A 23336-nucleotide genomic window follows, 5' to 3' on the forward strand; every position below is an offset into this window, starting at 1 on the left:
GAGTCGAGAAGGGCATGGTCTTGCGGCCATGCCCATTTTTTGCGACAAGAGGTTTCAGGCTGGCCGGCAGGCGACCCAAATGGAGGTTTCCAGCGCCATCACTGTCTCGCCGTGCTGGTTGACGGTGGTCCAGCTGAATCGCACTACGCCAAAATCCGGTCTGCTGCCGGAGCGGCGCTGATCCAGTACGGTGAGTTCCGCTGTCAGCGTGTCGCCGGGGCGGGTTGGGCGCGGCCAGCGCATCTTGTCGATGCCCATGCCGATCAGGCCGTTGGCTACGGTGGAGAGCTCGCTTTCCACGACCAGGCGCATGGTGAGGCTGCTGGTGTGCCAGCCGGAGGCCGCCAGACCGTCGAAGAAGGTGTGGCGGGCTGCTTCCGGGTCGGTATGGAAGGGTTGGGGGTCGTACTGCTGCGCGAAACCGATGATGTCCGCCTCGCTGACAGTAACGCTGCCGGTGCTAAAGCGCCGGCCCGGGGTGAGGTCTTCGAAATAGAGCATGGTGACGTCAACGTAATGACAAAACGCCAGCCTACCGTTGGTGCGGTTTCAGGTCAAAGTCTTTGACGCTCACAGCCTGAGGGCGGTGATGAGATCGGCCTCCAGCGCCAGTACGGTCTTGTCGTCTTTCAAGCGCGGGCCTGAAATCAGGAAGGAGTCTTCCACGCGGCTGCCCAGCGTCATGATCTTGGCGGATTGCACGCTCAATTGATAATCGGCCAGTACTTTGGCGATGCGGGCCAGCAGGCCGGGGCGGTCGCCGGCCACGATGGACAGCACAAAGAAGTTGTCGCGATCGTCCGGGCGAATGAGCACCTGCGGGGCTATCGGGAAGTGCTTCAGGTGCCGGCTGATGCGGCCGTTGCCCGGCATGGCGATGGGCGCTTCCTGTTTGAGGCATTCAGCCAGTTCGAACTCGATGAAATTGATCATGTCGCGATAGTCGCCGTCATGATGCTCGGGCACGAATACATGGAAGGTATCCAGCGCGTAGCCATGCCGAGTGGTGTAGACCCGCGCGTCGGCGATGCTGTAATTGGTGCGGCCGAAAAAGACGCAGATGCGGGCAAACAGTTCCGGCCGGTCCGGCGTGTAGACCAGCACCTGGATGCCTTCGCGATCATCCGACAGGCGTGCGCGCACCATGGGCGCGTCCACATTGACGAAACGGTTGAGGATGCGCGCGTGCCAGGCGATTTCCTTGGCTTCGTGCCGCAGGAAGTACACGGTGTCGAGCTGCGACCACAGGCGCTGCTCCACCCCTTCAGGCACGGCGTAAAGGCGCAGCAGGCTCAAGGCCTGCGATTTGCGTTCTTCCAGTTCCGAGTTCAGATCCACTTCACCGCCGCGCAACAGGAAGCGCAGCGTGGCGTGGTAGAGGTCTTCCAGCAACTTGGCTTTCCAGGCATTCCACACTTTGGGGCTGGTGCCGCGAATATCGGCTACCGTCAGCAGGTACAGGGCGGCGAGGCGACGCGGCGTGCGGGTCAGTTCGGCGAAGCGCTGGATGGTGTCCGGGTCGTAGATGTCCTGCTTTTGGGCAATGCTGGACATGGTGAGATGTTCGCCCACCAGCCACACCACCAGTTCGGTGTCTTCGGCCGACAACTCGTGCTGTTCGCAAAATTCGCGCGCATCGGCCTTGCCCAGTTGGGAGTGGTCGCCGCCCCGGCCTTTGGCGATGTCGTGAAACAGGCCCGCCACGTATAGTACTTCCGGGCGCTCGAAGTCATTGATCAGGCGCGACAGGAAGGGGTATTCGTGATTGAAGGCGCTGATGGCGAAGCGGCGCAGATTGCGCACCACCATCAGGATGTGCTCGTCCACGGTATAGACATGAAACAGATCGTGCTGCATCTGGCCGATGATGCGGCCGAAGCCGGGCAGGTACTTGCCCAGCACGCCGTACAAATTCATGCGGCGCAGGCAGCGAGTCAGGCCGGGTTCGCGCAGCATCTGCATGAAAAGGCGGCGGTTTTCCGGGTCCTTGCGGAAGCGCTCGTTGATATGGCTGCGGGCATGCCAGAGGGCACGCAGCATGCGTGGCGCAAATCCGGTGAGGTCTGGATGGCGCTGCAGCATCAAAAAGGCTTCAAGGATGGCCGAAGGCTGGGTTTCGAACACGTCGGGCCTGCGGATGCCGAGCATGCCGTTGACCGAGTAGAAATTGTCGTTGAGGTTTTGCGTAATGCGCGGCACTTGCGAGTACAAGCGGCCGCGCAGGTTGGGCAGCAGGATGCCGTTGAGCTGGCTGACAGTTTTCGCCGCACGGAAATACAGCTGCATCACTTGTTCGCTGGCGCGTTTGGCGGGTGTGTCTTCAAGACCCCAGGCTTTGCCCATCTGTTGTTGCAGATCGAAAATCAGTCTGTCTTCGCGGCGACGGGCCAGAATGTGCAAGTCGATGCGCAAGCGCTGCAGCTGGCGGTCGCTATGGCGGATCAGACGTGCTTCGGCGTGGGTGAGAATACCGCGCTCCGCCAGGGCGTTCCAGTCGTCGCCCAGGCCGATGGCTTTGCTGATCCAGAGAATGGTGTGCAGATCGCGCAGGCCGCCGGGGCTTTCCTTGATGTTGGGTTCAAGGTTGTTGGTGACGCCAAAGTGTTTGGTATGGCGTTGCTGTTGCTCCAGTGTCTTGCCTTCGTAAAAGGCTACCGGGTCGCGCTGGCAGTCAAGTTGCCGGATCAGGTTTTGCCAGGGGAGAACCGCACCGGCGATGAGACGGTTTTCCAGCAGGTTGGTTTCAATGGTGATGTCTTTGGCTGCTTCGGTCAGGCATTCTGATGCGGAGCGCACGCTGTGGCCGACCTCCAGCCCGATGTCCCACATGCGGCCAATCAGCGCGGCGACCGACTCCTGCAGGAAAGCCGGGGCGTTTTCAGGCAGCAACACCAGAAGGTCGATATCGGAGCTGGGGAAGAGCTGGCCCCGGCCATAGCCGCCGACGGCGATCAGGCTGGCCTGATCGCCCAGCGCCGCCTCTCGCCACAGGGTCTGCAGCAACTCGTCCACCGCTTCGCTGTGCTGTTGCAGGTAGTCTTGCGGATTGCGCTCTGACTGATACCTCGCAGCCAGCTCCTGGCGGCGTTGTGTCAGCTGCTTGCGCAGCGCGGCGGCGGAGTCGGCAGCGGCGGCGTCCATGTCAGCGTCTTTCCTGTTTGAGGATGATGGCGATGCCGGCAAAGAGGAAAATCAGGGTCGGCAGGGTGGCGGACAGTACGGCGTTCCAGCTGTAGAGCAGCCCGAGGTGTCCGAACAGACGGTTGACGAAGTGAAAGCCGACGCCAAGGCAAATGCCGGAGAACAGGCGAACGCCAAGCTGGCCATGCCGGCGCTGCTGTGGCGTGAACGCCAGCGCCACCAGCGCCATGGAAACGCAGGCCAGCGGATAAAACAGTTTGCTCCACAGGGCGATGTCGTAGCGCTGGGTTTGCTGTTTGTTGGCTTTAAGGTGGTCGATGTACTTGATCAGGCTGAGTGCGGACATTTGCTCCGGCACCACCAGCAGCACATTGAGAATGTCCGGCTCGATGATGGATTTCCACTCGTAATGATCGCGGCGCGCGCTTTCCATCCGATCGGCATAGAGATGGGTTTCCTTGACGTTGTCCAGCTTCCAGGTTTTGGTGTCGCGGTTGAAAACGCCGCGTTCGGCCAACCTTGTCTGCGTCAGGGTAAAGCTCTCGTCGTAGGTATAGATGCGCACGCCCAGCAGGGTGCTGTCGGGTAGCATCTCATGCACATTGATGATGTTGTTGTTGTCCTTCACCCAGATGCCGGAGCGGAACTCTTGCGCCACCATGGAGTGCATAGCGGACAGCTTCATGCGCTCGGCCTGTTGCAGGGTGTAAGGGCTGACGAACTCGCCCAGTGTGATGGTCAATGCGGCAAAGCCGGTGCCGAAAATCAGCAGGGTGCGGGCAATCTGCCACAGCGTGATGCCGCAGGTGCGGATAACAGTGTATTCGCTGCTGGTGGCCAGTTGGGTCATGGCCACCATGCCGCCGATCAGCACAGCCAGCGGCATCAGTTCATAGGCATGCGCCGGGGCCTGCAGCAGGATGTAACCCAGCATTTTGCTGATGTTGTAGCTGCCCTGGTTGAGGTCAGGCACTTCGCGAATGATGTCGAAGAAGCCGTACAGGCCCAGTAGCGCGGCAAGGGTGAACAGGGTGGACTGGCTGAGCGCGCTGATGATGTAGCGATAGATCAGTTTCATCGGTCAGCGCCTCGCAACAACGATTTCATGGTGGTGGAGAAGTTGGCCGCGGGTTTGTCGCGGTATTTCAGCAGGAAGAGGGCAATCGCCAGTACGATGGCGTGCACCAGCAGAATGCTGGCCATGGGTACTTTGCCTTGCAAAATCCAGTTGCGTACCAAGGTTAGCGTGTTCTGGTACAGGAAGAATCCCATGAGTGCGGCGATCAGGTTGTAGGTATGACCGCTGCGCGGATTGAAATAGGACAGGGGAATGGCTAGCAGCGCCAGCAGGATGCAGCTCAGCGGCATGGATAGGCGCCAGGCCAGTTCTGATTTGTGCGACGGGTCTTTGCTGGCCAGCAATACCGACGTGGGCAAGGCTTGGCGATTGGTGGCCGGCGCCACCAGCTTTTGGCTGCCGCCAATCAGGACCGTGTAGCGCTTGAAGCTGCCAACTTCGTAGTCTGCCTGGCCGGGCTCGCCCACATAGCGCTTGCCGTCTTCCAGCACCAGCACGCGCTCGTTGTCCTGGTTGGCGGTGATGTAGCCGCGCTTGGCGAAGATGGTGGCCAGCTTGCCCTCGGTCATGTCCTGCATGAAGATATTGGTGGCCGCGCCATGCTCGCCGCTGTAGTCCTCGATGAAGTACACCTTGCTGGAGGAGGCGGATTCCTTGAATACGCCGGGCGAGATGGCGGAAATTTCCTCACGGCGCTTGATGATTTCCGCATAAGCCTGGCTGCGCTGCTCCGCCCAAGGGGCGACGAACAGCGAAATGCAGGCTACCAGCACGGCCAGCGGGATGGTGAAGCGCATCACAGGCCACACCCAGTCCTTGAGCGCGAGGCCGGAGGACAGCCATACGGCCATCTCATGATCCCGCCACAGACGGGTCATTACCACCATGACGCTGACAAATACCGTGAGAATCATCAGCAGGGGAAAGAGGCCGAGCGCCCAGAAGCCGATCAGCGCGGTGACCGCCTCGTTGGCGACCTGTCCTTCGGCGGCGCGGCCGAGCAGGTTGATGGCCTGAGTCGAGAGAATGATGGCGAGGAGCACGACGAACACGCCCAACGCGGTAAAAGTCAATTCTCGGGTCAGGCTTTTACGAAAAACCATTTATCTGTGCCTTTTTGACTTTTTATGACTTGCGTAGCGATAATTTGATTTGATAACTCTGAAACGCCGGTTTTGGCAAATTTCGGGATAGACACACTTTCTGTCTTCGCCATCGGAAAGCAGGGCATTCCAGCCAATAGCCTGCAGGGTTGCAGGCCTGTCGGGAAGCGGAAAAACAGACACTCGCACTACACGGGAGTACAAGATGGAATTTAACATAAAAAGCGGCAGCCCGGAAAAGCAGCGCGTCGCCTGCGTCATCGTCGGCGTCTATGAATCGCGCAAGCTCACTTTCGCCGCCGACCTGCTGGATCGCATCTCCAACGGCTTCATCAGCGACGTCATTCGCCGCGGCGACATGGAAGGCAAACTGGGCAGTACGCTGACCCTGCATTCGGTGCCGCATGCCCTGTGCGATCGCGTCATGCTGGTGGGCTTGGGCAAGGAACGCGACTTCCGCGCCAAGGAATACCGCGAGGCGGTACGCAGCTCGGTGCGCGCCCTCACGCAAACCTCCGCCACGGAGGCAGTCAGCTATCTGTCCGAACTCACGGTCAAGAAGCATGACGTGGAATGGATGATCGAGCAGGCCACCGTGGTAACGCTGGATGTGCTGTATCGCTTTGACCGCTTCAAGAGCAAGAGCGACGATCAGGCCAAAGAGCCGCGCAAACTGACGCTGGCAGTGCCCCGTCGCAGCGACTTGGCTGATGGCGAGAAGGGTCTGCTGCGCGGGCTGGCCATCGGCAACGGCATGAAGCTGGCCAAGGATCTTGGCAACCTGCCGCCGAATGTCTGCACCCCCACCTATCTTGCCGAAGAGGCTGGCCGCATCGCCGAGGCCTTCGGCGTCGGTCTCGAAGTGTATGATCGCGCCCAGATCGAAGAGCTTGGCATGGGTTCTTTCCTGTCCGTCGCGCGGGGCAGCGTGCAGGAACCACGGCTGATCGCGCTCAAGTATCAGGGCGCGAAAGACAAGAACGACAAACCCATCGCCCTGGTGGGCAAGGGCATTACCTTTGATTCCGGCGGCATTTCCCTCAAGCCGGGCGAAGGCATGGATGAAATGAAGTACGACATGTGCGGCGCGGCCTCGGTCTTGGGCGCGTTCCGGGCCGTGGCGGAGATGAAACTGCCGATCAATCTGGTGGCCATCGTGCCCGCCTGCGAAAACATGCCGGCCGGCAATGCCGTCAAGCCGGGCGATATCGTGACCAGCATGTCGGGCCAGACCATCGAAGTGCTCAATACCGATGCCGAAGGTCGTCTGATCCTGTGCGACGCGTTGACGTTTGCCGAACGCTTCAGTCCCAGCACCGTGATTGACGTCGCCACCCTTACCGGCGCCTGCGTCATCGCCTTGGGTCATATCGCCACCGGCCTGTACAGCAATCAGGACAGCCTGGCGCGCGAACTACTCGCCGCCGGCGAGGAAGTGGCCGACCGCGCTTGGCACATGCCCCTGTGGGACGAATACCAAGAGCTGCTGAAGAGCCCGTTTGCCGACATGGCCAATATCGGTGGTCGCCCGGGCGGCAGCATCACCGCAGCCTGCTTCCTGTCGCGCTTTGCCAAGGCGTATGACTGGGCGCATCTGGACATCGCCGGCACGGCCTGGAAGAGCGGCAAGGACAAGGGCGCTACCGGTAGGCCGGTGCCGTTGCTGGTGCAATTCTTGCAAGACCGCGCCGACATCGCCCTGGGCAATGTGGTACGTCGCGGTCGCCCGCGTCGCGAGGCCCCGGAAGCGGTGGAAGATGACGCGGATTGATTTTTACACCAATGTGGCGCAGCCGCAGGACTTCGCCTGCCGGCTGTCCGCCACGGTGTTTCGCAAAAAAGAGCGCCTGCTGGTCTGGCTGGACGACGAGCGGGCGCTCGACACTTTCAGCAACCGGTTGTGGTGCATGGACGATACCGCTTTCATCGCCCATTGCCGCCTGGGCGCTGCCGAAGCAGATGAGACGCTTATTTGGCTGACGGCGTCCCTGCCGGTTGACCTGCAGCATCCCGTGCTGCTGAATCTGGGGTCAAAATTACCCGCCAACCCGGACCATTTTTCTCGTATTCTGGAAATCGTCGGTAACGATGAACACTCCCTCGCCGTGGCGCGGGAGCGATTTCGCGAATACCGGTCCCGCGGGTATGACATTCAACACCATGACATGAGCCAAAAGTGACCATGACCGAGTCGCCCAAGCCTGATCTGCCTTCCTGGGACGATCTGGACCTCCCCGTGCTGAGCGATGTGGTGGACGAGACGCACGTCCCCACGTTGAGCGAAGAGGCTCTGGATGTGCCCGAGTTTGACTTCTCCAGCGAGCTGGATGCCCTGCAGCAAAGCGTTGCCGTGCCTGAAACCGGCATGGCTGAGCTGGAAATCCCCGAACTGACGCTGGAAGATCTGGATGTCAGTCCGCCGTCGCCGGGCGCGCTCGATCTGGGCACCTTGCCCTCACTGGACCTTTCCGTGCCGGTGGCCGGTGAGCTGACCCTGGACGATGTGCTGCCGGACCTGGGCAAGCCCGTGCGGGCGGAGCCTCCCGCAACGGCGCTGTTTCAGCCGCCCGCGCCGGTAGCGATTGCACAGTCGCTGCCGGAAATGCCGGCGGTGGCGGTAGATGGTTTTGAATTCACGTTGGACGAAGAGCCTGGGCAGACGGACTCCTTCGCCGGCATGCAAGTTAGCTGGGACGCGCCCGCTGAGCCTGCTGCTGCCGCGCCGGTAGAGTTGGTGCATCATGTGGCCGGCGAATCCAATGTGGCGGACGGCCTGGATCAGTTGCTTTCCAGCCTCAACGCGCTGCAAGGCGATGTGCCGCCGGAGGAGGCGGTAAATCACTTGCTGGCCGACGCGGAGCCTGGCGATGCTGTTTGGCCTGCACCGGATAATGTCTTGTCGCTGCCGCATGTTGAGGCAAGCCATGAGGCGGCGCACGAGCTGGCCTCTGCCGGTTTTGCCGCGGAGATGCCTGAGGCTGCGGCCTCTACGCCGGAAGAGGCATTGCCTGTCTTGTCGCTTGAGGCGCACGAGGCGGAATCAGTATTGCCGCCTCAAGCCGCGGCAGGCGAGCCGCCGGAGGTCGTGGCAGGGCGCCAGCCCGCCGCCGAAACCGCGCAGCTTGTGCCGGAAAGTCATGCCTTTTCGGAGTCTCACGCCGTTGCCGGCGACTTGCCGACGCTGGAGCATGCTTTTGATGCCGGCGTTTCGGATATGCCCGCAGCCATCGAGCATATCTCCTTGGACAGTCTGCCCACCGGTGTGCTTGGCGGTGGTTTGGGACTGGCCGCGGCATACGAGGCGGAAGCGCCCACGTCCGCCGAGCCGGTGCTGCATCACCCGCTGGACGAGGTGCTGCGTGCTGCTGAGGCGACGTTGGCCGAAGAGCGGAAGGGTATGACACCCGTCCCCGCGGTCGATGCGCCAGATGAAGATGAATGGACGCCGGCCAGTGAGGTGGATCACCAAAGCGAAACCGAAGACCCTTTGCAAGAAGGCCTGCCGCAAACTGGTCTGGAGCGTCGCGTACCGGATAGCCTGAGTGCGCCGTCGCCGCAACTATTGCATCCGCCTCATCTGGATGCGGCTGCGCCTGTCGCGGAGGAGATGCGCGCCAGCGAGGAGTGGCCTGCCGCGCATGAAGTGGGGCGTGAAAACGAGGCTGAGACAGAAGCCGAGGCTGCGCCGCCTGCTCCCGTGTCGATGCAAGTGGATACCTTGTTTGGCGAATCGCCTTTCGCTAGCGAGCGTGCGGCTGCCTTGCAGGCGTCAAGCCCACTTGAGCCTGAGCATGCCTTGCCGGTTGCCGCAACACCGGATGCGTTACCGGTACTGAGCGAGGAACCGGCGCTGGACGCTGCCGTAGAGCTTGTGCCGCAAGACGCACCGGCTGAGGTTGAGGCACCGGCCACCCCGCAAGCCATGTTGGCCGAAATCGATGAGCCCGAGCCGCAAGCCTTGCCGATACTGACTGAAGAGGCGGCAAGCGACCATGTGGACGAGCCGTTTGCGCTGGAGGCAGGTGTGCTGGCCGGGGGCGCGATGGCGCTGGCGGCAGCTGGCGTGGCCCAGGTGGCTGGTCAGGACGCTGTTGTGCAAACGGATACGGCGCGCAAGGGTGTTTCCGTGCTGAGCGTTTCCGCTATGAGTTCCCAAGCGACTTCAGCGCAGATGATGCAGCCGCAGTCGCAGGATCACACCATTGCAGTGGTGGACGAAAAGGCGCTGGTGGATGCCATGTATGAAAAACTGCTGCCGCGCATGAAGGTGGAGCTGACATTGTGGTTGCAGGACGCGCTGGAAATGCAGGCCAAGAGCATGCTGTCCGGCGTGATGCAGCAGCTCAAGGAAGATTACGACATGTTGTTTGGCGACACGCTGCGGGAGAGCCTGCGACAGGCCATCATCGCGCTGGGCCGCGAGCAACAGGATGAACAGGATAAAAGGGAAGGTAAGCACTAATGGGTCACAGGCTTTCGCGCATCGTTACGCGCACCGGCGACGATGGCAGCACCGGTCTTGGCGACGGTAGTCGCGTCGGCAAGGACTCCTTGCGCATTCAAGCCTTGGGCGATGTTGACGAGCTCAACTCCGTGGTGGGTCTCTTGTTGGCAGAAGACTTGCCGGCTGACGTGTCCGACCGCCTGCTTGCCGTACAGCATGATCTGTTCGATCTGGGCTCCGAGCTGGCTGTGCCCGGCTACGAAGCCTTGAAAGAAAACCATGTAGCCATGCTTGAGACCTGGGTTGGCGAAATGAATGAACACCTGCCCATGCTCAAAGAGTTCATCCTGCCCGGCGGCAGCCGGCAGGCTGCCTTGTCCCATCAGGCGCGCTCGGTCTGCCGCAGAGCGGAGCGCTCTGTCGTGGCGGCCGCGCGAGAGGCGGAAGTCACCCAGGCGGCGCGTCAGTACCTAAACCGGCTATCGGACGCGCTGTTTGTGCTGGCGCGACATCTCAACAAGCATCTGGGTCGCCCGGACGTGCTGTGGCAGCCGCATCGTCGGGATGCCTGAGTCTGTGCGCTGTGCTTGCTGCTCAGTCTTTACTGAACTGATGGTCTTGTCATGAATCGTGCCGACTTCGACGCAGCCTCTTACCCCTGGATTCGCGAGGCGTTGCGTGACAGCAACCAAGCCTTGCGGGGGGCGGAAAAGGCGGACTTTTCGCTGTTGTTGGATGAGACCGGCGAATTCTTGCCCGGCGTCAGCGCGCAGCGCAGCTGTCCGATGTGCGATCAGCCTTCCGCAAGCGCGACCGAGCTGTTTGTGGCGCACGGCATGCATATCATGCGCTGCGCTGCTTGCGACTTTATCTACAGTCGCGAGGTGATCCTGCCTGAGGCCGAGCGCGCCCGTTATCGGCATAGCCAGTCCAGTCAGGCCAACCAGGCCCTGAAAGCCAATGAAGCTTACGCGTTTCTGGAAAAGAAAAAGTCCGAATACATTGTGTCGGTGCTGGAGCAGTTTGCCGCGCCGGGACGACGTTTGCTGGACGTTGGTTGCTCCAACGGCGCCTTGTTGGCCGAAGCGGCAAGCCGGGGATGGCAAGCTGTGGGCATCGAACTTGGCGCCACGGCGGTAGCCGTGTGTCGCGAGCGTGGGTTGAACGTGGCTCAGGGGTGTTTTCCGCAGGATTTGCCGGCAGGCTGGCGAGATCAGGACGTGGTGGTGCTGCTGGATGTGCTGGAGCACCTGCCTGAGCCACGACAAGCTATGTCGGCGATGACGGACTGTCTGAGAGATGGCGGCCTGTTGTTGGTGCAGGTGCCTAATCAGCATAGCCTGCTGTTGCAGATCGAGCAGGCCGGCAACAACAATTACTGTCATGGGCACTGGAGCTACTTTACGCCAGTCTCCCTGCAACGGTTGATGGATGGTGCGGGTTTTGACTGTCTGCGCTTGGAAACCTACATCAGCGAACTGGATCGCGTACAAGCGCATGATGCGGCGCGGGTGGCGGCTGCATGGCAAGCGATGGGCGGCGACGAGCCGTTGACTGCTGAGGCAATGTGGCGGCGGGGGGTGGGCTACAAGATTTTTGGCGTGTTCCGCCGCAGGCGCGGAGCAACAGGATTGTCCTTCTAAACCAGCACATGCATGACAAAGCCCGCGCAAGCGGGCTTTGTCATGCTGGGGGCGAATAATATGGGTTTAGTGCGCGATCAGTGTTTCTTCCTCGGTACCGGCGCCGATGCAATCCAGCGTTTCCAGCCACGCCAGCAAGCGCGAGGCGGTTTTATCCCAGTGGGTGTCCAGCATCATCATGTGACCCATGTGCGGCAGAATTTCCGCGCTCACATCCAGGCGCTCAGCGGTGGCTACGACATCCTGCGGCGAAATCAGCGCGTCGTCCGCCGCGCCCAGCACCAGCGTGGGGAGTGGCGCGATGGCGCGAATGCCAAGCGGATTCACCAGTGTCATGTCCATCACCGCGCGTTGGCTTTCTTGCTGGCAGTGCTGCATGAGGTAGTCAACGGTATCGTCCGGCGCGTCGGGGGATAGCAGCATTTCCCGCAGCTCTTCCGCCGCCGGGTCGTAGCGGCCTTGCTGGTAAAGGTTCAGCCCCAGCAGCATGGCCGGAGCCTGCGCCATCAGGCGCAGGCTGGAGGAAGCCAGTCCGTTGGGCGGCACCGAGGCGAGAAAAGCCGCTGCGGGCAGGCGATGATGGGTCAGATACTGTTGCAGCACAAAGCCGCCCATGGAGTGGCCGATCATGATGGGCGCGGCGCGCAAGCGCTTTACCGCGGCGCCAAGATTGCGCACGTAGTCGTCGATGCTGACTGCCGCCAGGTACTGATGGCCGTCACTGTCGCCGTGGCCTTCCAGGCTGAGGGCCCAGCAGTCAAAGCCGCGTTCGGCAAACCAGGGCATGAAGTGGCGCTGCCAGCACCAGGCTGCGCAAAAAGCGCCATGGACGAACAAAAGGGGTGGCGATTCGCGCGCCACCCCTTTGGCCGCCTCGTGCAACAACTCGAGGCGTGGCTGCATTACAGCACCTCGCCGGCGTGGTCCGCCAGCCGCGAGCGTTCGCCGCGCTGCAAGGTGATGTGGCCGGAGTGCTCCCAACCCTTGAAGCGGTCCACCACGTAAGTCAGGCCGGAGCTGCCTTCGGTCAGATACGGCGTGTCGATTTGCGAGATATTGCCCAGACACACCACCTTGGTGCCAGGGCCAGCGCGGGTGATCAGTGTTTTCATCTGTTTGGGCGTCAGGTTCTGCGCCTCGTCGATGATCAGGTACTTGTTGAGGAAGGTGCGGCCGCGCATGAAGTTGAGCGATTTCACCTTGATGCGAGAGCGAACCAGATCGCGGGTGGCGGCCCGGCCCCAGTCGCCGCCATCGTCGTCGCTCTTGTTGAGCACGTCGAGGTTGTCTTCCAGAGCGCCCATCCAAGGGGCCATTTTCTCTTCTTCGGTGCCTGGCAGAAAGCCGATATCTTCGCCCACGGGTACGGTAACGCGGGTCATGATGATTTCGGAGTAATGCTTTTGCTCCAGCGTCATCGCCAGGCCGGCAGCCAGCGTCAGCAGTGTCTTGCCGGTGCCCGCTTGCCCCAGCAGCGTGATGAAGTCTACTTCCGGATCCATCAGCAGGTTGAGGGCGAAATTCTGTTCGCGATTGCGCGCGGTGATGCCCCAGACATTGTTCTTCTGGTGGCTGTAATCTTTCAGCGTTTGCAGGACGGCAGTCTTGCCTTCCACCTGGATGACTCGCGCCTGCAGGGGCTGCGGGCCTTCCTGCCAGATCATCTGGTTGACGTGCAGATTGACTACGTCCGGACCCTTGATCTTGTAATAGGTGCGGCCTTGCTCCTGCCAGGATGTTATGTCCTTGCCGTTGCGGTCCCAGAACGCACTGTCGATTTCGCGCGTGCCGGTGTACAGCAGGTCGGAGTCTTCCAGTACCTTGTCGTTGAAGTAGTCTTCAGCAGCCAGGCCCAGCGCGCGCGCCTTGATGCGCATATTGATGTCTTTGGACACCAGAATCACGGCGCGGCCGGCGTAAAGATCTTGCAGCGCCATTACGATGCCGAGGATCTGGTTGTCCGCCTTGCCAACGGGCAAAGAAGGCGGCAGCACGCTGTGAATGGCTTGTGTCTGCAGAATCAGCTTGCCGACGGCGGCGTCGCGGCTGGCGCTCTTGAGGGAGATGCCCTCGTCGATTTTCTCTTCCGCGCCACTGATGATGTCATCAAGGAAGCGGCTGGCCTGACGCGCATTGCGGGCCACTTCGGACATGCCCTTCTTGTGGGTGTCCAGTTCTTCCAGGGTGATGATGGGGATGAACACATCGTGTTCTTCAAAGCGGTACAGACAGGTAGGGTCGTGCAACAGAACGTTGGTATCCAGAACAAACAACTTGGTGGCCTTGCTCTTTTTGCGGCTTACCATGATGGACCCCTTGATCAGTGCAGGACCCGGCGACAGGGCCGGGCGTCTGCGTTTAGAGAGTTTTGACGAAGGCGAGCACTTCTTCTGCGTGACCGGGCACTTTCACGCCTCGCCATTCCCGCGCCACCTTTCCGTCGGCGCCGATGACGAATGTGCTTCGCTCTATGCCCCTTACCTGTTTGCCGTACATATTTTTCATCTTGATGACAGCGAGGAGGTTACAAACAGTTTCCTCCGAATCGGACAGCAGTTCAAACGGCAGTTCCAGCTTGGCTTTGAAGTTTTCGTGGGACTTCAGGCTGTCGCGGGACACACCCACTACGTCTGCGCCGGCAGCGGCGAAGTCGGCGTAAAGATCGCGAAACGCCATGCTTTCGTTGGTGCAGCCAGGTGTGTTGTCTTTGGGGTAGAAGTAGATGACCAGCGGTTTGGCGGCGCTGGACAAGGTGAAAGTTTTGCCCGAAGTGGCGGGCAAAGTGAAGTCGGGGCAGAGATTGCCTGACATGCATGACTCCTGTGCGTGGTTGATGTTGTTGGAGTGCATCCGCCTTGCCTTCAGCTTAGCGGAAAAAATCCGTCCTTGTCATCCGCCATCCCTCATGTCGGCCGGCTGGCTCTGATGCCTGCGGATGAGCACCAGCAAGGCTCCGTCGCCGCCCATGGTTTCATCGGCCTGGCAGTAGGCCAGTACCTCGGGGTGATGACTGAGCCAGGAGCGCACCAGCTTTTTCAGTATGGGCTGCCCGTTGGAGCCAAACCCTTTGCCATGAATGATCCGCAGGCAGGGCCCCCGATGACGGGCGCGATGCAGAAACAAGGCTAGCGCTTCTTGCGCCTGATGCCTGTCCATGCCGTGGAGGTCCAGCTGCGCGCCCACCGGCCAGTTGCCGGTGCGAAGCTTGCGCAAGGTTTGTGCGGGTATGCCTGGGCGGGTGAATTGAGCCTGCTGCTCGATGGGTTCGAACAGGCCGATCATGTGCCGCCAGACTTCATCCTCGGTCAGTTCCGACATGGGAGAGGTTGCGTGCCGGTGCTTGGGGTGAGGGCTGGGGCGGGGCGGGGCGGGGTGATGGCGTGCGGTGGCGCGCAGCGGTTTGACGTCGCTGAAGAGTAGCCGGAAATCCGGTTCCGCTTCTTGCTGTTTCGCTGCGGCAAGGTTGGCCGAAGACCGGGCGGGCGCGCTGTCGCGCACCTGCCCGCGGATGACCTTCAAAGAGTCCTTGAAGGTTTTCAAGAGACTTACTTCAGGCTGTCGAGATAGCGCTCGGCATCGAGCGCAGCCTGACAACCGGAGGCGGCGCTGGTAACAGCCTGACGGTAGATGTGGTCCTGCACATCGCCAGCGGCGAACACGCCTTCCACGCTGGTCAGGGTAGCATTGCCTTCGCGACCGCCTTTGGTGATCAGGTAACCCGTGGCGTCCATTTCCAGCTGTCCCTTGAAGATGTCGGTATTGGGCTGGTGACCGATGGCGATGAAGACGCCCATCAGCTTGATGTCTTCGGTGGTGCCGTCATTGAGCTTGATGCGCGCGCCGGTCACGCCGCTGTCGTCGCCCAGTACTTCATCCAGGTTGGCATTCAGCTTGAGGGTGATCTTGCCTTCGGCCACGCGAGCCATCAGCTTGTCCACCATGATTTTCTCGGCGCGGAAGCTGTCGCGGCGATGAATCACGGTGACGTGACGGGCGATGTTGGCCAGGTACAGTGCTTCTTCCACGGCTGTGTTGCCGCCGCCCACGACTGCGACGTCCTGATTGCGGTAGAAGAAACCGTCGCAAGTGGCGCAAGCGGAAACGCCCTTGCCAGAGAAGGCTTGCTCAGAGGGAATGCCCAAGTACTTGGCGGAGGCGCCGGTGGCGATGATCAGCGCGTCGCAGGTGTACTCGCCGGCATCGCCCACAAGGCGAATGGGCTTTTCGTGCAGGTGGGTGGTATGGATGTGATCGAAGATCATTTCCGTGCCGAAGCGTTCGGCGTGTTGCTGGAAACGCTGCATGAGCTCCGGGCCCATCACGCCGTTGGCGTCGGCCGGCCAGTTGTCCACTTCAGTAGTGGTCATCAGTTGACCGCCTTGCGCAAGGCCGGTGATCAGAACCGGCTTGAGGTTGGCGCGGGCGGCGTAAACGGCGGCGGTGTAGCCGGCTGGACCGGAACCGAGAATCAGGAGGGGGCTGTGACGGGTGTCGCTCATCGTGTTGTTCCTGTTTTGGTCGTTTGAGCGCTCATTTTAGCAGCATTGCCATGACAAATCGGCTGTCGGCGTCTACACTCGCAAATGAACGCAGTAATCAGTAGAGGGAGGTGGGGGCATGAACGGATTAAGTCAAGTGAGTGGTCAGAATGTTTCTTCGGCCAATGAAATCTATGCGCTGAAGAAATCACTACAGGCCAATGGTCAGTCTGTCCTCTCATTGCTGGACGGCGCAAGCCAGAATGCCGCGCAAATCAACCAGACAGTAAATCCGTCCCATCTGGGGCAGAATGTCGATATCAAAGCCTGATCTGGCTTGGTGTGAGACAGTGAGAAAGGCAGCTTCGGCTGCCTTTTTGTTTTGCTGTAAGAACGGATTGTCCTGCGCGACTCACGCACAAGGAGGTGGCGCAATGAGACGAGCGATAGCGCTGATGTGTTTGTGGGTCGGCTTGGCGCGGGCCGGCGGAGCTGTGATGGTGCCAGGCTGGGCGGCCTATCAGTCTGGTGATTATGCAACCGCTGTCAAACAGTTTCAGGCGGCGGCCGTGCGGGGCGACCGTGTGGCGCAATATGACTTGGCAATGATGTACTGGCGCGGCGAGGGCGTAGGTGTGGACAAATCGGCTGCACTGGCATGGTTGGAAAAATCAGCAGCGAACAGGCTGTCGTCGGCTGAGTTTGCGCTGGGGCAGGTTTATGAGTCCGGCGACGGCGTGGTCAAGGATCTTGTCAAAGCGACGCTGTGGTTTGAAAAGGCTGCGGCGCAGGGTCATCGAGATGCACAGGTCAGCGCCGGGACGCAATACTATCTTGGGCGCGGAGCAGTGCAGGATTATCGCAAGGCAGCGCACTGGTATTTGTTGGCTGCCAAGCAAGGAGATGTAGGCGCGCAGTATCTGGTGGGCAGCATGTACGAGCATGGCGATGGTTTGCCGAAGGATTGGAAGCTGGCGGTGAAGTGGTATGCCGCCGCTGCGGCGCAGGGCGATGTCGGTGGCGGCGTGAAAGCCAGGAGTTTGCAGGCGGAGCATGCCCGTTGAATGAAATGTGGCTTTTTAATGAACAAAGCCCGGCTTCGGCCGGGCTTTGTTCATGGTTCAGTGCGGAGTCAGGCGCGCTCCGCGACCCGGTTGCGGGTTGGCGGGCTGGTTTGCAGCAGGGATTGGTTGTCCTGATACTGGGCTACGGCAAGTTGCCCGCTGCTCTTCTGGTTTTCCAGCGAGCGCTGGGACGGCGTGGGCGCGGTTTCTTGCGGCTTGTTTTGCGCCGACTGCTGCTCTGACTCCTGCTTGCGAGTACCGTTGCTGGCGCTGCTTTGCTTGGCGTCTTGCACTGCGGCGGAGGAGATTGACTCCACCTGAGCTGCTGCCGGGCGGGCGCTGATGCTTTGTTCGCGCGCGCTGACCTGGTTGCTCTGGCTTGCCGCCAGCTGGCTGGCAAGCTGTTGCGCCACCTCGTCGCGATTGCGGCTTTGCTGTGATCGGCTGCTGGAAGTGGTTTGCGTTGCCTGCTGGTTTTCCTGCCGCTGAGTGACAGCCTGGGTGCGGGTGCTGGGTTCGGAGGACGTGCTGGCGGCGCGCGTTTCTTGCGCATTGCGCGCCGACTGCAGTTGCGCATAGGCTTGCGCCGACTGGCTGGCGATGCTGCTGACGCTGTTCATGGCTGTCCTCCCGCGGTTCTATCTTTATGATTCTAGAACAGATTTCGCTGTTTGTGCACCCGGAGGCCCGATTACTTGAGCACAACCAGCGCCAGCATGCGTTCGGCCAACGCATCCACGCTTAATTCGCCGTCGGAGCGATACCATTGTACTGACCAGTGCAGGCTGCCAAGCAGCGTGCGACGCAGCAGGCGCGTGTCGTTCTTCACCAGACCTTCTGCCGCCGCTTCGTCCAATACTTCCTGCCACAGCGCCTCATAGCGGTCGCGCAGAACGATCAGGCCGGGCTTGGCGGCTTCGGACACGCTGCGCCATTCGTAAAGCATCACTTCCAGCGCTGCCTGGTTGTCGCCCAGCAGGGAGTTGAGGTGTACGTGAAACAGTGCGGACAGTTTGTCCCGCGTGCTGCGCGCACGGGCAATGGCCGCACCAAGTTGCTCTGTGGTGGCGGTGATGCCAAGCGCCATGACGGCGACCAGAATTTCTTCCTTGGTGCGGAAGTGGTAGAAAAGGCTGCCGGACTGTAGTCCTACCGCATTGCCGAGGTCGCGAACTGTAGTGCGCTCATAGCCCTGGTCGCGAAACAGTCGGGCGGCTGCGCGCACAAGCTCCATGCGGCGGCTGTTTTCTTCCGGCGGATTGTTCTTGTCTTGGTTGTTCATTATTCGGTAGCCGATGGGTTGGCTGCTTGTTCCTTTGCCGGCAGGAGGCGTTGCGCGGCTTGCCAGACCATATCCGGCATCAGGTTTTCCAGGCAGTGGGTATGTTTGTAAGGGCACTGCCGTTCAAAGCAGGGGCTGCATTCCAGTCCTAGACTAACGATGGCCGCATTGTCAGACAAGGGTGGGGTGAAGTCGGGGCTTGATGAGCCGTACAGCGCGACCAGCGGTTTGCCCAATCCAGCGGCCACATGCATCAGGCCGGAGTCGTTGCAGACTGCCAATGCGCACAGGCCCATCAGGTCGATGGCTTCTTCCAAGCCTGTGCGCCCACACAGATTGATGGCCTTGCCGTCCGCCAGGCGGGTAATGTCGTCGCCGATTTCCTTGTCTTTGCCGGAGCCGAACAGCCAGACCGCATGACCGGCGGCGTCAAAACGCTTGGCCAGTTCTGCAAAGTGGCGGGCGGGCCAGCGTTTTGCCGGGCCATACTCGGCGCCGGGGCAGAAGGCGAGCACCGGGCGCGAGATATCCAGGCCAAGCCTTGCTGCTGTGGCGTGCTGCGCCGCGCTGTCTACTGTTAACGAGGGGTGGGCGATGGGGCGTTGCAGCGCTTGTTTGCGCTCTTCTGCAAGGGCGCAGAAGCGCTCCACCATCATGGGCAGTGCTTGTTCGTCCAGTTCGCGGGCGTCATTGAGTATCCAGTAGCGGGATTCGCCAATGAAGCCTGTACGCAGCGGAATGCCGGCGAAAAGGGGGATCAGCGCCGACTTGATGGAGTTGGGCAGTACGATGGCCTGGTCGAAGCGCTCGCGCGCCAGTTGGCGCGCTGTCCGCCAGCGATCACCAAGGCGCAGCGCGCCGTGACCGAAGGGGTTGAGATGGGCCTTGGCCACTTCCGGCATGCGCTCAAGCAGCGGCAGCGTCCAGGAGGGGGCAAACACATGCAGCTCGAGGCCCGGGTGTTTCTCGTGCAGTCGTTGGTACAGCGGTTGCGCCATGACGCTGTCGCCTACCCAGGAAGGGCCGATTACCAGAATCTTCTTTTTCATCTTCCGTTTCCGCTGTGGGACGGTGTCCTCGCGGCAAAGCAAAAAGGTGCGACCTATGTCGCACCCTTGGTTTTGTCTTGATCGGCGAGGCTGTTTAGTGGTGACCGCCGGCCGGCCCGATCAGCTTGTAATGGGTGCCGCAGTAAGGGCAGAGCGCTTCGCCGGTCTTGTGCACGGGCAAGAAGACGCGGGGGTGGGAGTTCCACTTCACCATGTCCGGCATGGGGCAATGCAGCGGCAGGTCCTTGGCGGTGACTTCAATGGTGCGTTGGGTGTTTTCTTTCAGTTCGGACATTGCTTTTCCTTGTCGGGCCGGCGGTGGCCGGCCCAGCATGCGCTAAATAACGGGTCAGGCGACGTAGGTGAGCCAGTGCTCGTGTTCGGCGTCCTGTCCCTTGACGATCTTGAAGTAACGATCCTGGATGGCTGCGGTGATCGGGCCGCGTTTGCCTTCGCCAATGGCGCGGCGATCCAGTTCACGAATCGGGGTGACTTCCGCAGCGGTGCCGGTGAAGAAGGCCTCGTCAGCGCTGTAGACTTCATCGCGGGTGATGCGTTTTTCGATGACTTCCAGGCCCTGTTCCTTGGCGATTTGCACCACGGTGTCGCGGGTGATGCCTTCGAGGGCGGAGGTGAGGTCCGGGGTGTAGATCTTGCCCTTGCGGATGATGAAAATGTTTTCACCCGAGCCTTCCGCCACAAAGCCGTCCACATCCAGCAGCAGGGCTTCGTCGTAGCCGTCGGCGGTGGCTTCGTTGTTGGCAAGGATGGAGTTCATGTAGTTGCCGTTGGCCTTGGCCTTGCACATGGTGATGTTGACGTGGTGGCGGGTGAAGGAGGAGGTCTTCACGCGGATGCCTTTTTCCAGGCCTTCATCACCCAGGTAGGCGCCCCACGGCCAGGCGGCGACGATGACGCGCACGTCGTCCTTCTTCGGCGCCACGCCCAGTTTGCCGGAGCCGTAGAAGGCCATCGGACGGAAGTAGCAGGACTGCAGCTTGTTGGCTTTCACCACGTCAAGGTGAGCCTGATTGATGGCTTCCTTGCTGAAGGGCAGGTCCATGCCGAGAATCTTGGCGGAGCGGAACAGGCGGTCGGTATGGTCTTGCAGGCGGAAGATGGCCGGACCCTTGGGGGTTTCGTAAGCGCGCACGCCTTCGAATACGCCCATGCCGTAGTGGAGGGTGTGGGTCAGCACATGGGTGGTGGCGTCGCGCCAGTCAACCAGCTTGCCGTCATACCAGATGAATCCGTCACGATCTGCCATCGACATCTTGATGCTCTCCGTCTTGTGTTTTGTATCCCGCGATTATACCTGCGGTCGGCCGCTTGTGCAGCCTTGCGTCATGCTTCCGCAGCTTGGCCGAAGACGGCCTGCCACAGCGAGGAAACTTCGCGGTAGTAGTGCCGCAGGGTGTCGTCCACTTCCACCGTGCCGTGTTCGTTCAGCCGTGCGGCGTGTTGCAATTTGCGGTAGTGGCGATAGGCAGAACGCGCCTCTTCCGCATGGTGGCGGCTGATCAGGCCTGTTTCCGCCGCCACGCCCAGCAAGGCGATGGTGCCGGTATTGCCGGTGAGGGCGGGGATGGCGGCGGCATGAGCCAGAATCAGGTATTGCACGATGAATTCGACATCGATGATGCCACCGCGCGCGTGCTTGATGTCGCTCTCTTTGGCCGGATGGGTTTCCAGCATGCGGCGGCGCATGTCGGTAACCTCCTTGCCCAGTGCTGCCGGGTCGCGCTGTTGCGTCAGCACCTCATGGCGGATGGCTTCGAAGGCGTCGCCAATGGCGCGGTCGCCAGCGGCATAGCGGGCGCGGGTGAGGGCCTGATGCTCCCAAGCCCAGGCTTGCTTTTCCTGGTACTGGCGGAAGGCGGGCAGGGTGCTGACCAGCAGCCCGCTGACGCCGTTGGGGCGCAGGCGCAGGTCGATGTCGTAGAGGATGCCGGCGCTGGTGGCGCTGGTCAGCCAGGTGGACAGTTTGCGGGCCAGGCGTGAGTAGAGTTCGGTGGCGTCCGGGTGGTCGTCCTCATAGAGGAAGATGATGTCCAGGTCCGAAGCGTAGCCCAGCTCCTTGCCGCCCAGCTTGCCATAGCCGATGACGGCGAAGCGCGGGGTTTCCACGTGACGAGTGGGGATGTCGCGCCACGCGTGGCGCACGGCAGAATCCAGCACCATGTCGGCCAGGAGCGAGAGCTGATCGGACAACGCTTCCACCGTCCACATGCCGGCAATGTCCTGCGCCACCAGGCGGAAGGCTTGTGCGTGCTGGAAGTGACGCAAGGTGTCCATCTTGGCCTCCACGTCGCTCTCGCACTGGCACATTTGTTCTTCCAGTTGCAGGCCCAATTGCGGCCAGTCCGGCGTAGCGTACAGCACCCGCGCGTCCAGCAGTTCATCCAGCAGGATGGGGTGGCGCGTGAGGTAGCCGGATACCCAGGCGCTTGATGAGCATAAGGTGGCCAGACGTTGCAGTGTTTGCGGGTATTCGGTGAGCAGCGCCAGATAGGATGCGCGACGGCTGATGGCTTCCATCAGGCCGATGATGCGCGACAGGGTGGCGTCGGGGTTGCCGAAGTGGGTGGATACTTCGATCAGCGGCGGCATCAGCGCATCGAATTTCTTGCGCCCGGTCAGTGGTATCTGCTGGTAGCGCTGGCTTTGCGCCAGCGCTTTGAGTTGGCGTGCCACTTGTTCCGCGTCATGGAAGCCAATGTCGGCCAGTCGTGGGGTGGGCTCGCATTCGGCGATGTCGCGCCAGAGACCTGACAAGGGGTGATCCGGCGCGCTTTCTGTCGGCAGGATGAAAACCTGCTCGAAATGGCGCGCCACCTTGCGGCGTTCGTTGTTGAGCGCATCAAGAAAATCATGCCAGTTGTCAAAACCCATGCTGCCAGCAATGCGGGCCTGGCTGTCGGCGCTGGACGGCAGGGTTTGCGTTTGCTGGTCGTCCAGGTATTGCAAACGGTGTTCCAGATTGCGCAAAAAGGCATAGGCGTCCAGCAGTTCCGTGACGGCGGCCGGCTCCAGCAGGCGCAGTTCGGCCAACCTGGCGAGGGTGGCGCGCGTACTGCGCAGCTGCAGGGTTTTGTCGCGACCGCCGCGAATCAGCTGGAATACCTGCGCGATGAATTCCGCTTCGCGAATGCCGCCAGGGCCAAGCTTGATGTTGTCCGCCATGTCGCGGCGGGCCACTTCGCGGCGGATCTGCGCGTGCAGGTCACGCATTGCGCCGTAGGCGTTGTAGTCCAGATATTTGCGATAGACGAAGGGGCGCACCATGTCGGCCAGGCCAGCGCTGTCGCCGGTGAGTGCTTTGGCCTTGATCCAGGCGTAGCGCTCCCATTCGCGGCCTTGCGTCAGCAGATAGTTTTCCAGCGCGGCGAAGCTCATCACCAGCGGGCCGGAGTCGCCATAGGGGCGTAGTCGCATGTCCACGCGAAACACTTGTCCGTCGGCGGTGGTGTCGTTGAGCAGGGCAATGACGCGCTTGCCCACCTGAGTGAAATACTCGTGATTGCTGATACGGCGCGGGCCGCTGGTTTCGCCGCCTTCGGGGTAAATGAAGATGAGGTCGATGTCGGAGGAGACGTTGAGTTCGCCGCCGCCCAGCTTGCCCATGCCGATGATGATCAGCTCTTGCTTGTCGCCGCTGTCCTCGCCGATGGGGTCGCCATATTGCGGCAGGGCGCGGCAGGCGCCGGCCAGCGCCGCGCGCACGACGAATTCCGCCAGTTCGCTAATGCTGCTCATCACCTCGTCAAGGGTGGCCATGCCACCGATGTCGCGGGCGATGATGCGCGCCATGACGGCTTGGCGCAGTTGCCGCAGCGCCGCGCCCAGCGCATCCAGATCGGTGAATGAGTCCCATTCGGCAAACCCCTGCATTTGCGCAAGATCGAAAGGACGGTCGATGGCGTTTTCCAGCAGGGAGAGCTGCTCGGGACGAGCGCCGAGCAGGCGGTCGAGATATGTGGAAAACTGACGTCCGCGGGCAATGGCAGAGGCCTGGTTTGCTGGCATAATGGCGGGCACTCGCAGGTTGTTCCGA

The 23336-nt window shown here is 61.2% G+C and carries 22 protein-coding genes; 7 read left to right on the top strand and 15 right to left on the bottom strand.

From position 1 onward, the window contains the following. Positions 1-54 precede the first annotated feature (54 nt). From Q0P52_RS02330 to lptF, 4 genes are all read right to left on the bottom strand, one after another. Positions 55-501: a MaoC family dehydratase gene (locus Q0P52_RS02330; protein ID WP_293765520.1), complete on the bottom strand. Its 447-nt coding sequence runs from the start codon at positions 499-501 to the stop codon at positions 55-57. Positions 502-570: 69 nt separating this feature from the next. Next, positions 571-3141 carry a [protein-PII] uridylyltransferase gene (locus Q0P52_RS02335; protein WP_293765519.1) on the bottom strand — a complete coding sequence of 857 codons (2571 nt, stop codon included), beginning with the start codon at positions 3139-3141 and terminating at the stop codon, positions 571-573. Between the two features lies 1 nt (position 3142). Next, a complete protein-coding gene (lptG, locus tag Q0P52_RS02340; RefSeq protein ID WP_293765518.1) occupies positions 3143-4219 on the bottom strand; it encodes an LPS export ABC transporter permease LptG in 1077 nt (358 codons plus the stop codon). Then, positions 4216-5322, bottom strand: a complete 1107-nt coding sequence (gene lptF, locus Q0P52_RS02345) for an LPS export ABC transporter permease LptF (RefSeq protein ID WP_293765517.1) — start codon at positions 5320-5322, stop codon at positions 4216-4218. The genes lptG and lptF overlap by 4 nt, the downstream gene beginning before the upstream one ends. A gap of 205 nt (positions 5323-5527) precedes the next feature. Between lptF and Q0P52_RS02350 the strand changes: the two genes are divergently transcribed. From Q0P52_RS02350 to Q0P52_RS02370, 5 genes are read left to right on the top strand one after another with little or no spacing between them, the layout of a single operon-like run. Beyond that, the gene (locus Q0P52_RS02350) at positions 5528-7093 is read left to right on the top strand and encodes a leucyl aminopeptidase (protein WP_293765516.1); all 1566 of its coding nucleotides are present in this window, start codon (positions 5528-5530) and stop codon (positions 7091-7093) included. Further along, entirely contained in the window at positions 7080-7502 is a 423-nt protein-coding gene (locus Q0P52_RS02355; RefSeq protein ID WP_293765515.1) for a DNA polymerase III subunit chi, read from the top strand. The genes Q0P52_RS02350 and Q0P52_RS02355 overlap by 14 nt, the downstream gene beginning before the upstream one ends. Beyond that, positions 7499-9784, top strand: coding sequence for a hypothetical protein (locus Q0P52_RS02360; RefSeq protein ID WP_293765514.1), 2286 nt, complete (start codon positions 7499-7501; stop codon positions 9782-9784). Before Q0P52_RS02355 ends, Q0P52_RS02360 begins: the two co-directional genes overlap by 4 nt. Further along, on the top strand, positions 9784-10338 hold the full coding sequence (locus Q0P52_RS02365; RefSeq protein ID WP_293765513.1) for a cob(I)yrinic acid a,c-diamide adenosyltransferase: 555 nt from the start codon (positions 9784-9786) through the stop codon (positions 10336-10338). Before Q0P52_RS02360 ends, Q0P52_RS02365 begins: the two co-directional genes overlap by 1 nt. Before the next feature lie 51 nt (positions 10339-10389). Continuing rightward, positions 10390-11409 (top strand): class I SAM-dependent methyltransferase, encoded by a 1020-nt coding sequence (locus Q0P52_RS02370; RefSeq protein ID WP_293765512.1) that lies wholly within the window; start codon positions 10390-10392, stop codon positions 11407-11409. A 66-nt stretch (positions 11410-11475) separates the two neighbouring features. Here the strand turns inward: Q0P52_RS02370 and Q0P52_RS02375 are convergent, their stop codons facing one another. The 5 genes from Q0P52_RS02375 to trxB all read right to left on the bottom strand — a co-directional run bounded on the left by Q0P52_RS02375 (position 11476) and on the right by trxB (position 15908). Then, positions 11476-12312, bottom strand: a complete 837-nt coding sequence (locus Q0P52_RS02375; RefSeq protein ID WP_293765511.1) for an alpha/beta fold hydrolase — start codon at positions 12310-12312, stop codon at positions 11476-11478. Continuing rightward, positions 12312-13715: a PhoH family protein gene (locus tag Q0P52_RS02380; RefSeq protein WP_293765510.1), complete on the bottom strand. Its 1404-nt coding sequence runs from the start codon at positions 13713-13715 to the stop codon at positions 12312-12314. The genes Q0P52_RS02375 and Q0P52_RS02380 overlap by 1 nt, the downstream gene beginning before the upstream one ends. Before the next feature lie 52 nt (positions 13716-13767). After that, complete coding sequence (locus Q0P52_RS02385) at positions 13768-14220, bottom strand: peroxiredoxin (protein WP_293765509.1); 453 nt, start codon at positions 14218-14220, stop codon at positions 13768-13770. 78 nt (positions 14221-14298) lie between these two features. Next, positions 14299-14949 (bottom strand): Smr/MutS family protein, encoded by a 651-nt coding sequence (locus tag Q0P52_RS02390; protein ID WP_293765508.1) that lies wholly within the window; start codon positions 14947-14949, stop codon positions 14299-14301. A gap of 5 nt (positions 14950-14954) precedes the next feature. Continuing rightward, positions 14955-15908, bottom strand: coding sequence for a thioredoxin-disulfide reductase (trxB, locus tag Q0P52_RS02395; protein WP_293765507.1), 954 nt, complete (start codon positions 15906-15908; stop codon positions 14955-14957). A gap of 118 nt (positions 15909-16026) precedes the next feature. Between trxB and Q0P52_RS02400 the strand changes: the two genes are divergently transcribed. Together Q0P52_RS02400 and Q0P52_RS02405 are read left to right on the top strand one after the other, a co-directional pair. Next, the gene (locus tag Q0P52_RS02400; RefSeq protein ID WP_293765506.1) at positions 16027-16218 is read left to right on the top strand and encodes a hypothetical protein; all 192 of its coding nucleotides are present in this window, start codon (positions 16027-16029) and stop codon (positions 16216-16218) included. Positions 16219-16384: 166 nt separating this feature from the next. After that, positions 16385-16951, top strand: a complete 567-nt coding sequence (locus tag Q0P52_RS02405; protein WP_293765505.1) for a tetratricopeptide repeat protein — start codon at positions 16385-16387, stop codon at positions 16949-16951. 68 nt (positions 16952-17019) lie between these two features. Here the strand turns inward: Q0P52_RS02405 and Q0P52_RS02410 are convergent, their stop codons facing one another. From Q0P52_RS02410 to glnE, 6 genes are all read right to left on the bottom strand, one after another. After that, positions 17020-17571, bottom strand: coding sequence for a hypothetical protein (locus tag Q0P52_RS02410; protein WP_293765504.1), 552 nt, complete (start codon positions 17569-17571; stop codon positions 17020-17022). 71 nt (positions 17572-17642) lie between these two features. Then, on the bottom strand, positions 17643-18233 hold the full coding sequence (locus tag Q0P52_RS02415) for a TetR/AcrR family transcriptional regulator (RefSeq protein ID WP_293765503.1): 591 nt from the start codon (positions 18231-18233) through the stop codon (positions 17643-17645). Further along, positions 18233-19282 (bottom strand): lipopolysaccharide heptosyltransferase II, encoded by a 1050-nt coding sequence (gene waaF, locus Q0P52_RS02420; RefSeq protein WP_293765502.1) that lies wholly within the window; start codon positions 19280-19282, stop codon positions 18233-18235. Before waaF ends, Q0P52_RS02415 begins: the two co-directional genes overlap by 1 nt. A 94-nt stretch (positions 19283-19376) precedes the next feature. Then, positions 19377-19577 carry a zinc-finger domain-containing protein gene (locus tag Q0P52_RS02425; protein WP_293765501.1) on the bottom strand — a complete coding sequence of 67 codons (201 nt, stop codon included), beginning with the start codon at positions 19575-19577 and terminating at the stop codon, positions 19377-19379. Between the two features lie 54 nt (positions 19578-19631). Continuing rightward, on the bottom strand, positions 19632-20555 hold the full coding sequence (locus Q0P52_RS02430) for a branched-chain amino acid transaminase (RefSeq protein WP_293765500.1): 924 nt from the start codon (positions 20553-20555) through the stop codon (positions 19632-19634). 71 nt (positions 20556-20626) lie between these two features. Continuing rightward, a complete protein-coding gene (glnE, locus tag Q0P52_RS02435) occupies positions 20627-23308 on the bottom strand; it encodes a bifunctional [glutamate--ammonia ligase]-adenylyl-L-tyrosine phosphorylase/[glutamate--ammonia-ligase] adenylyltransferase (RefSeq protein ID WP_293765499.1) in 2682 nt (893 codons plus the stop codon). Positions 23309-23336: the final 28 nt, after the last annotated feature.

This window comes from uncultured Aquitalea sp. (assembly GCF_945957525.1).
GTDB lineage: Bacteria > Pseudomonadota > Gammaproteobacteria > Burkholderiales > Chromobacteriaceae > Aquitalea.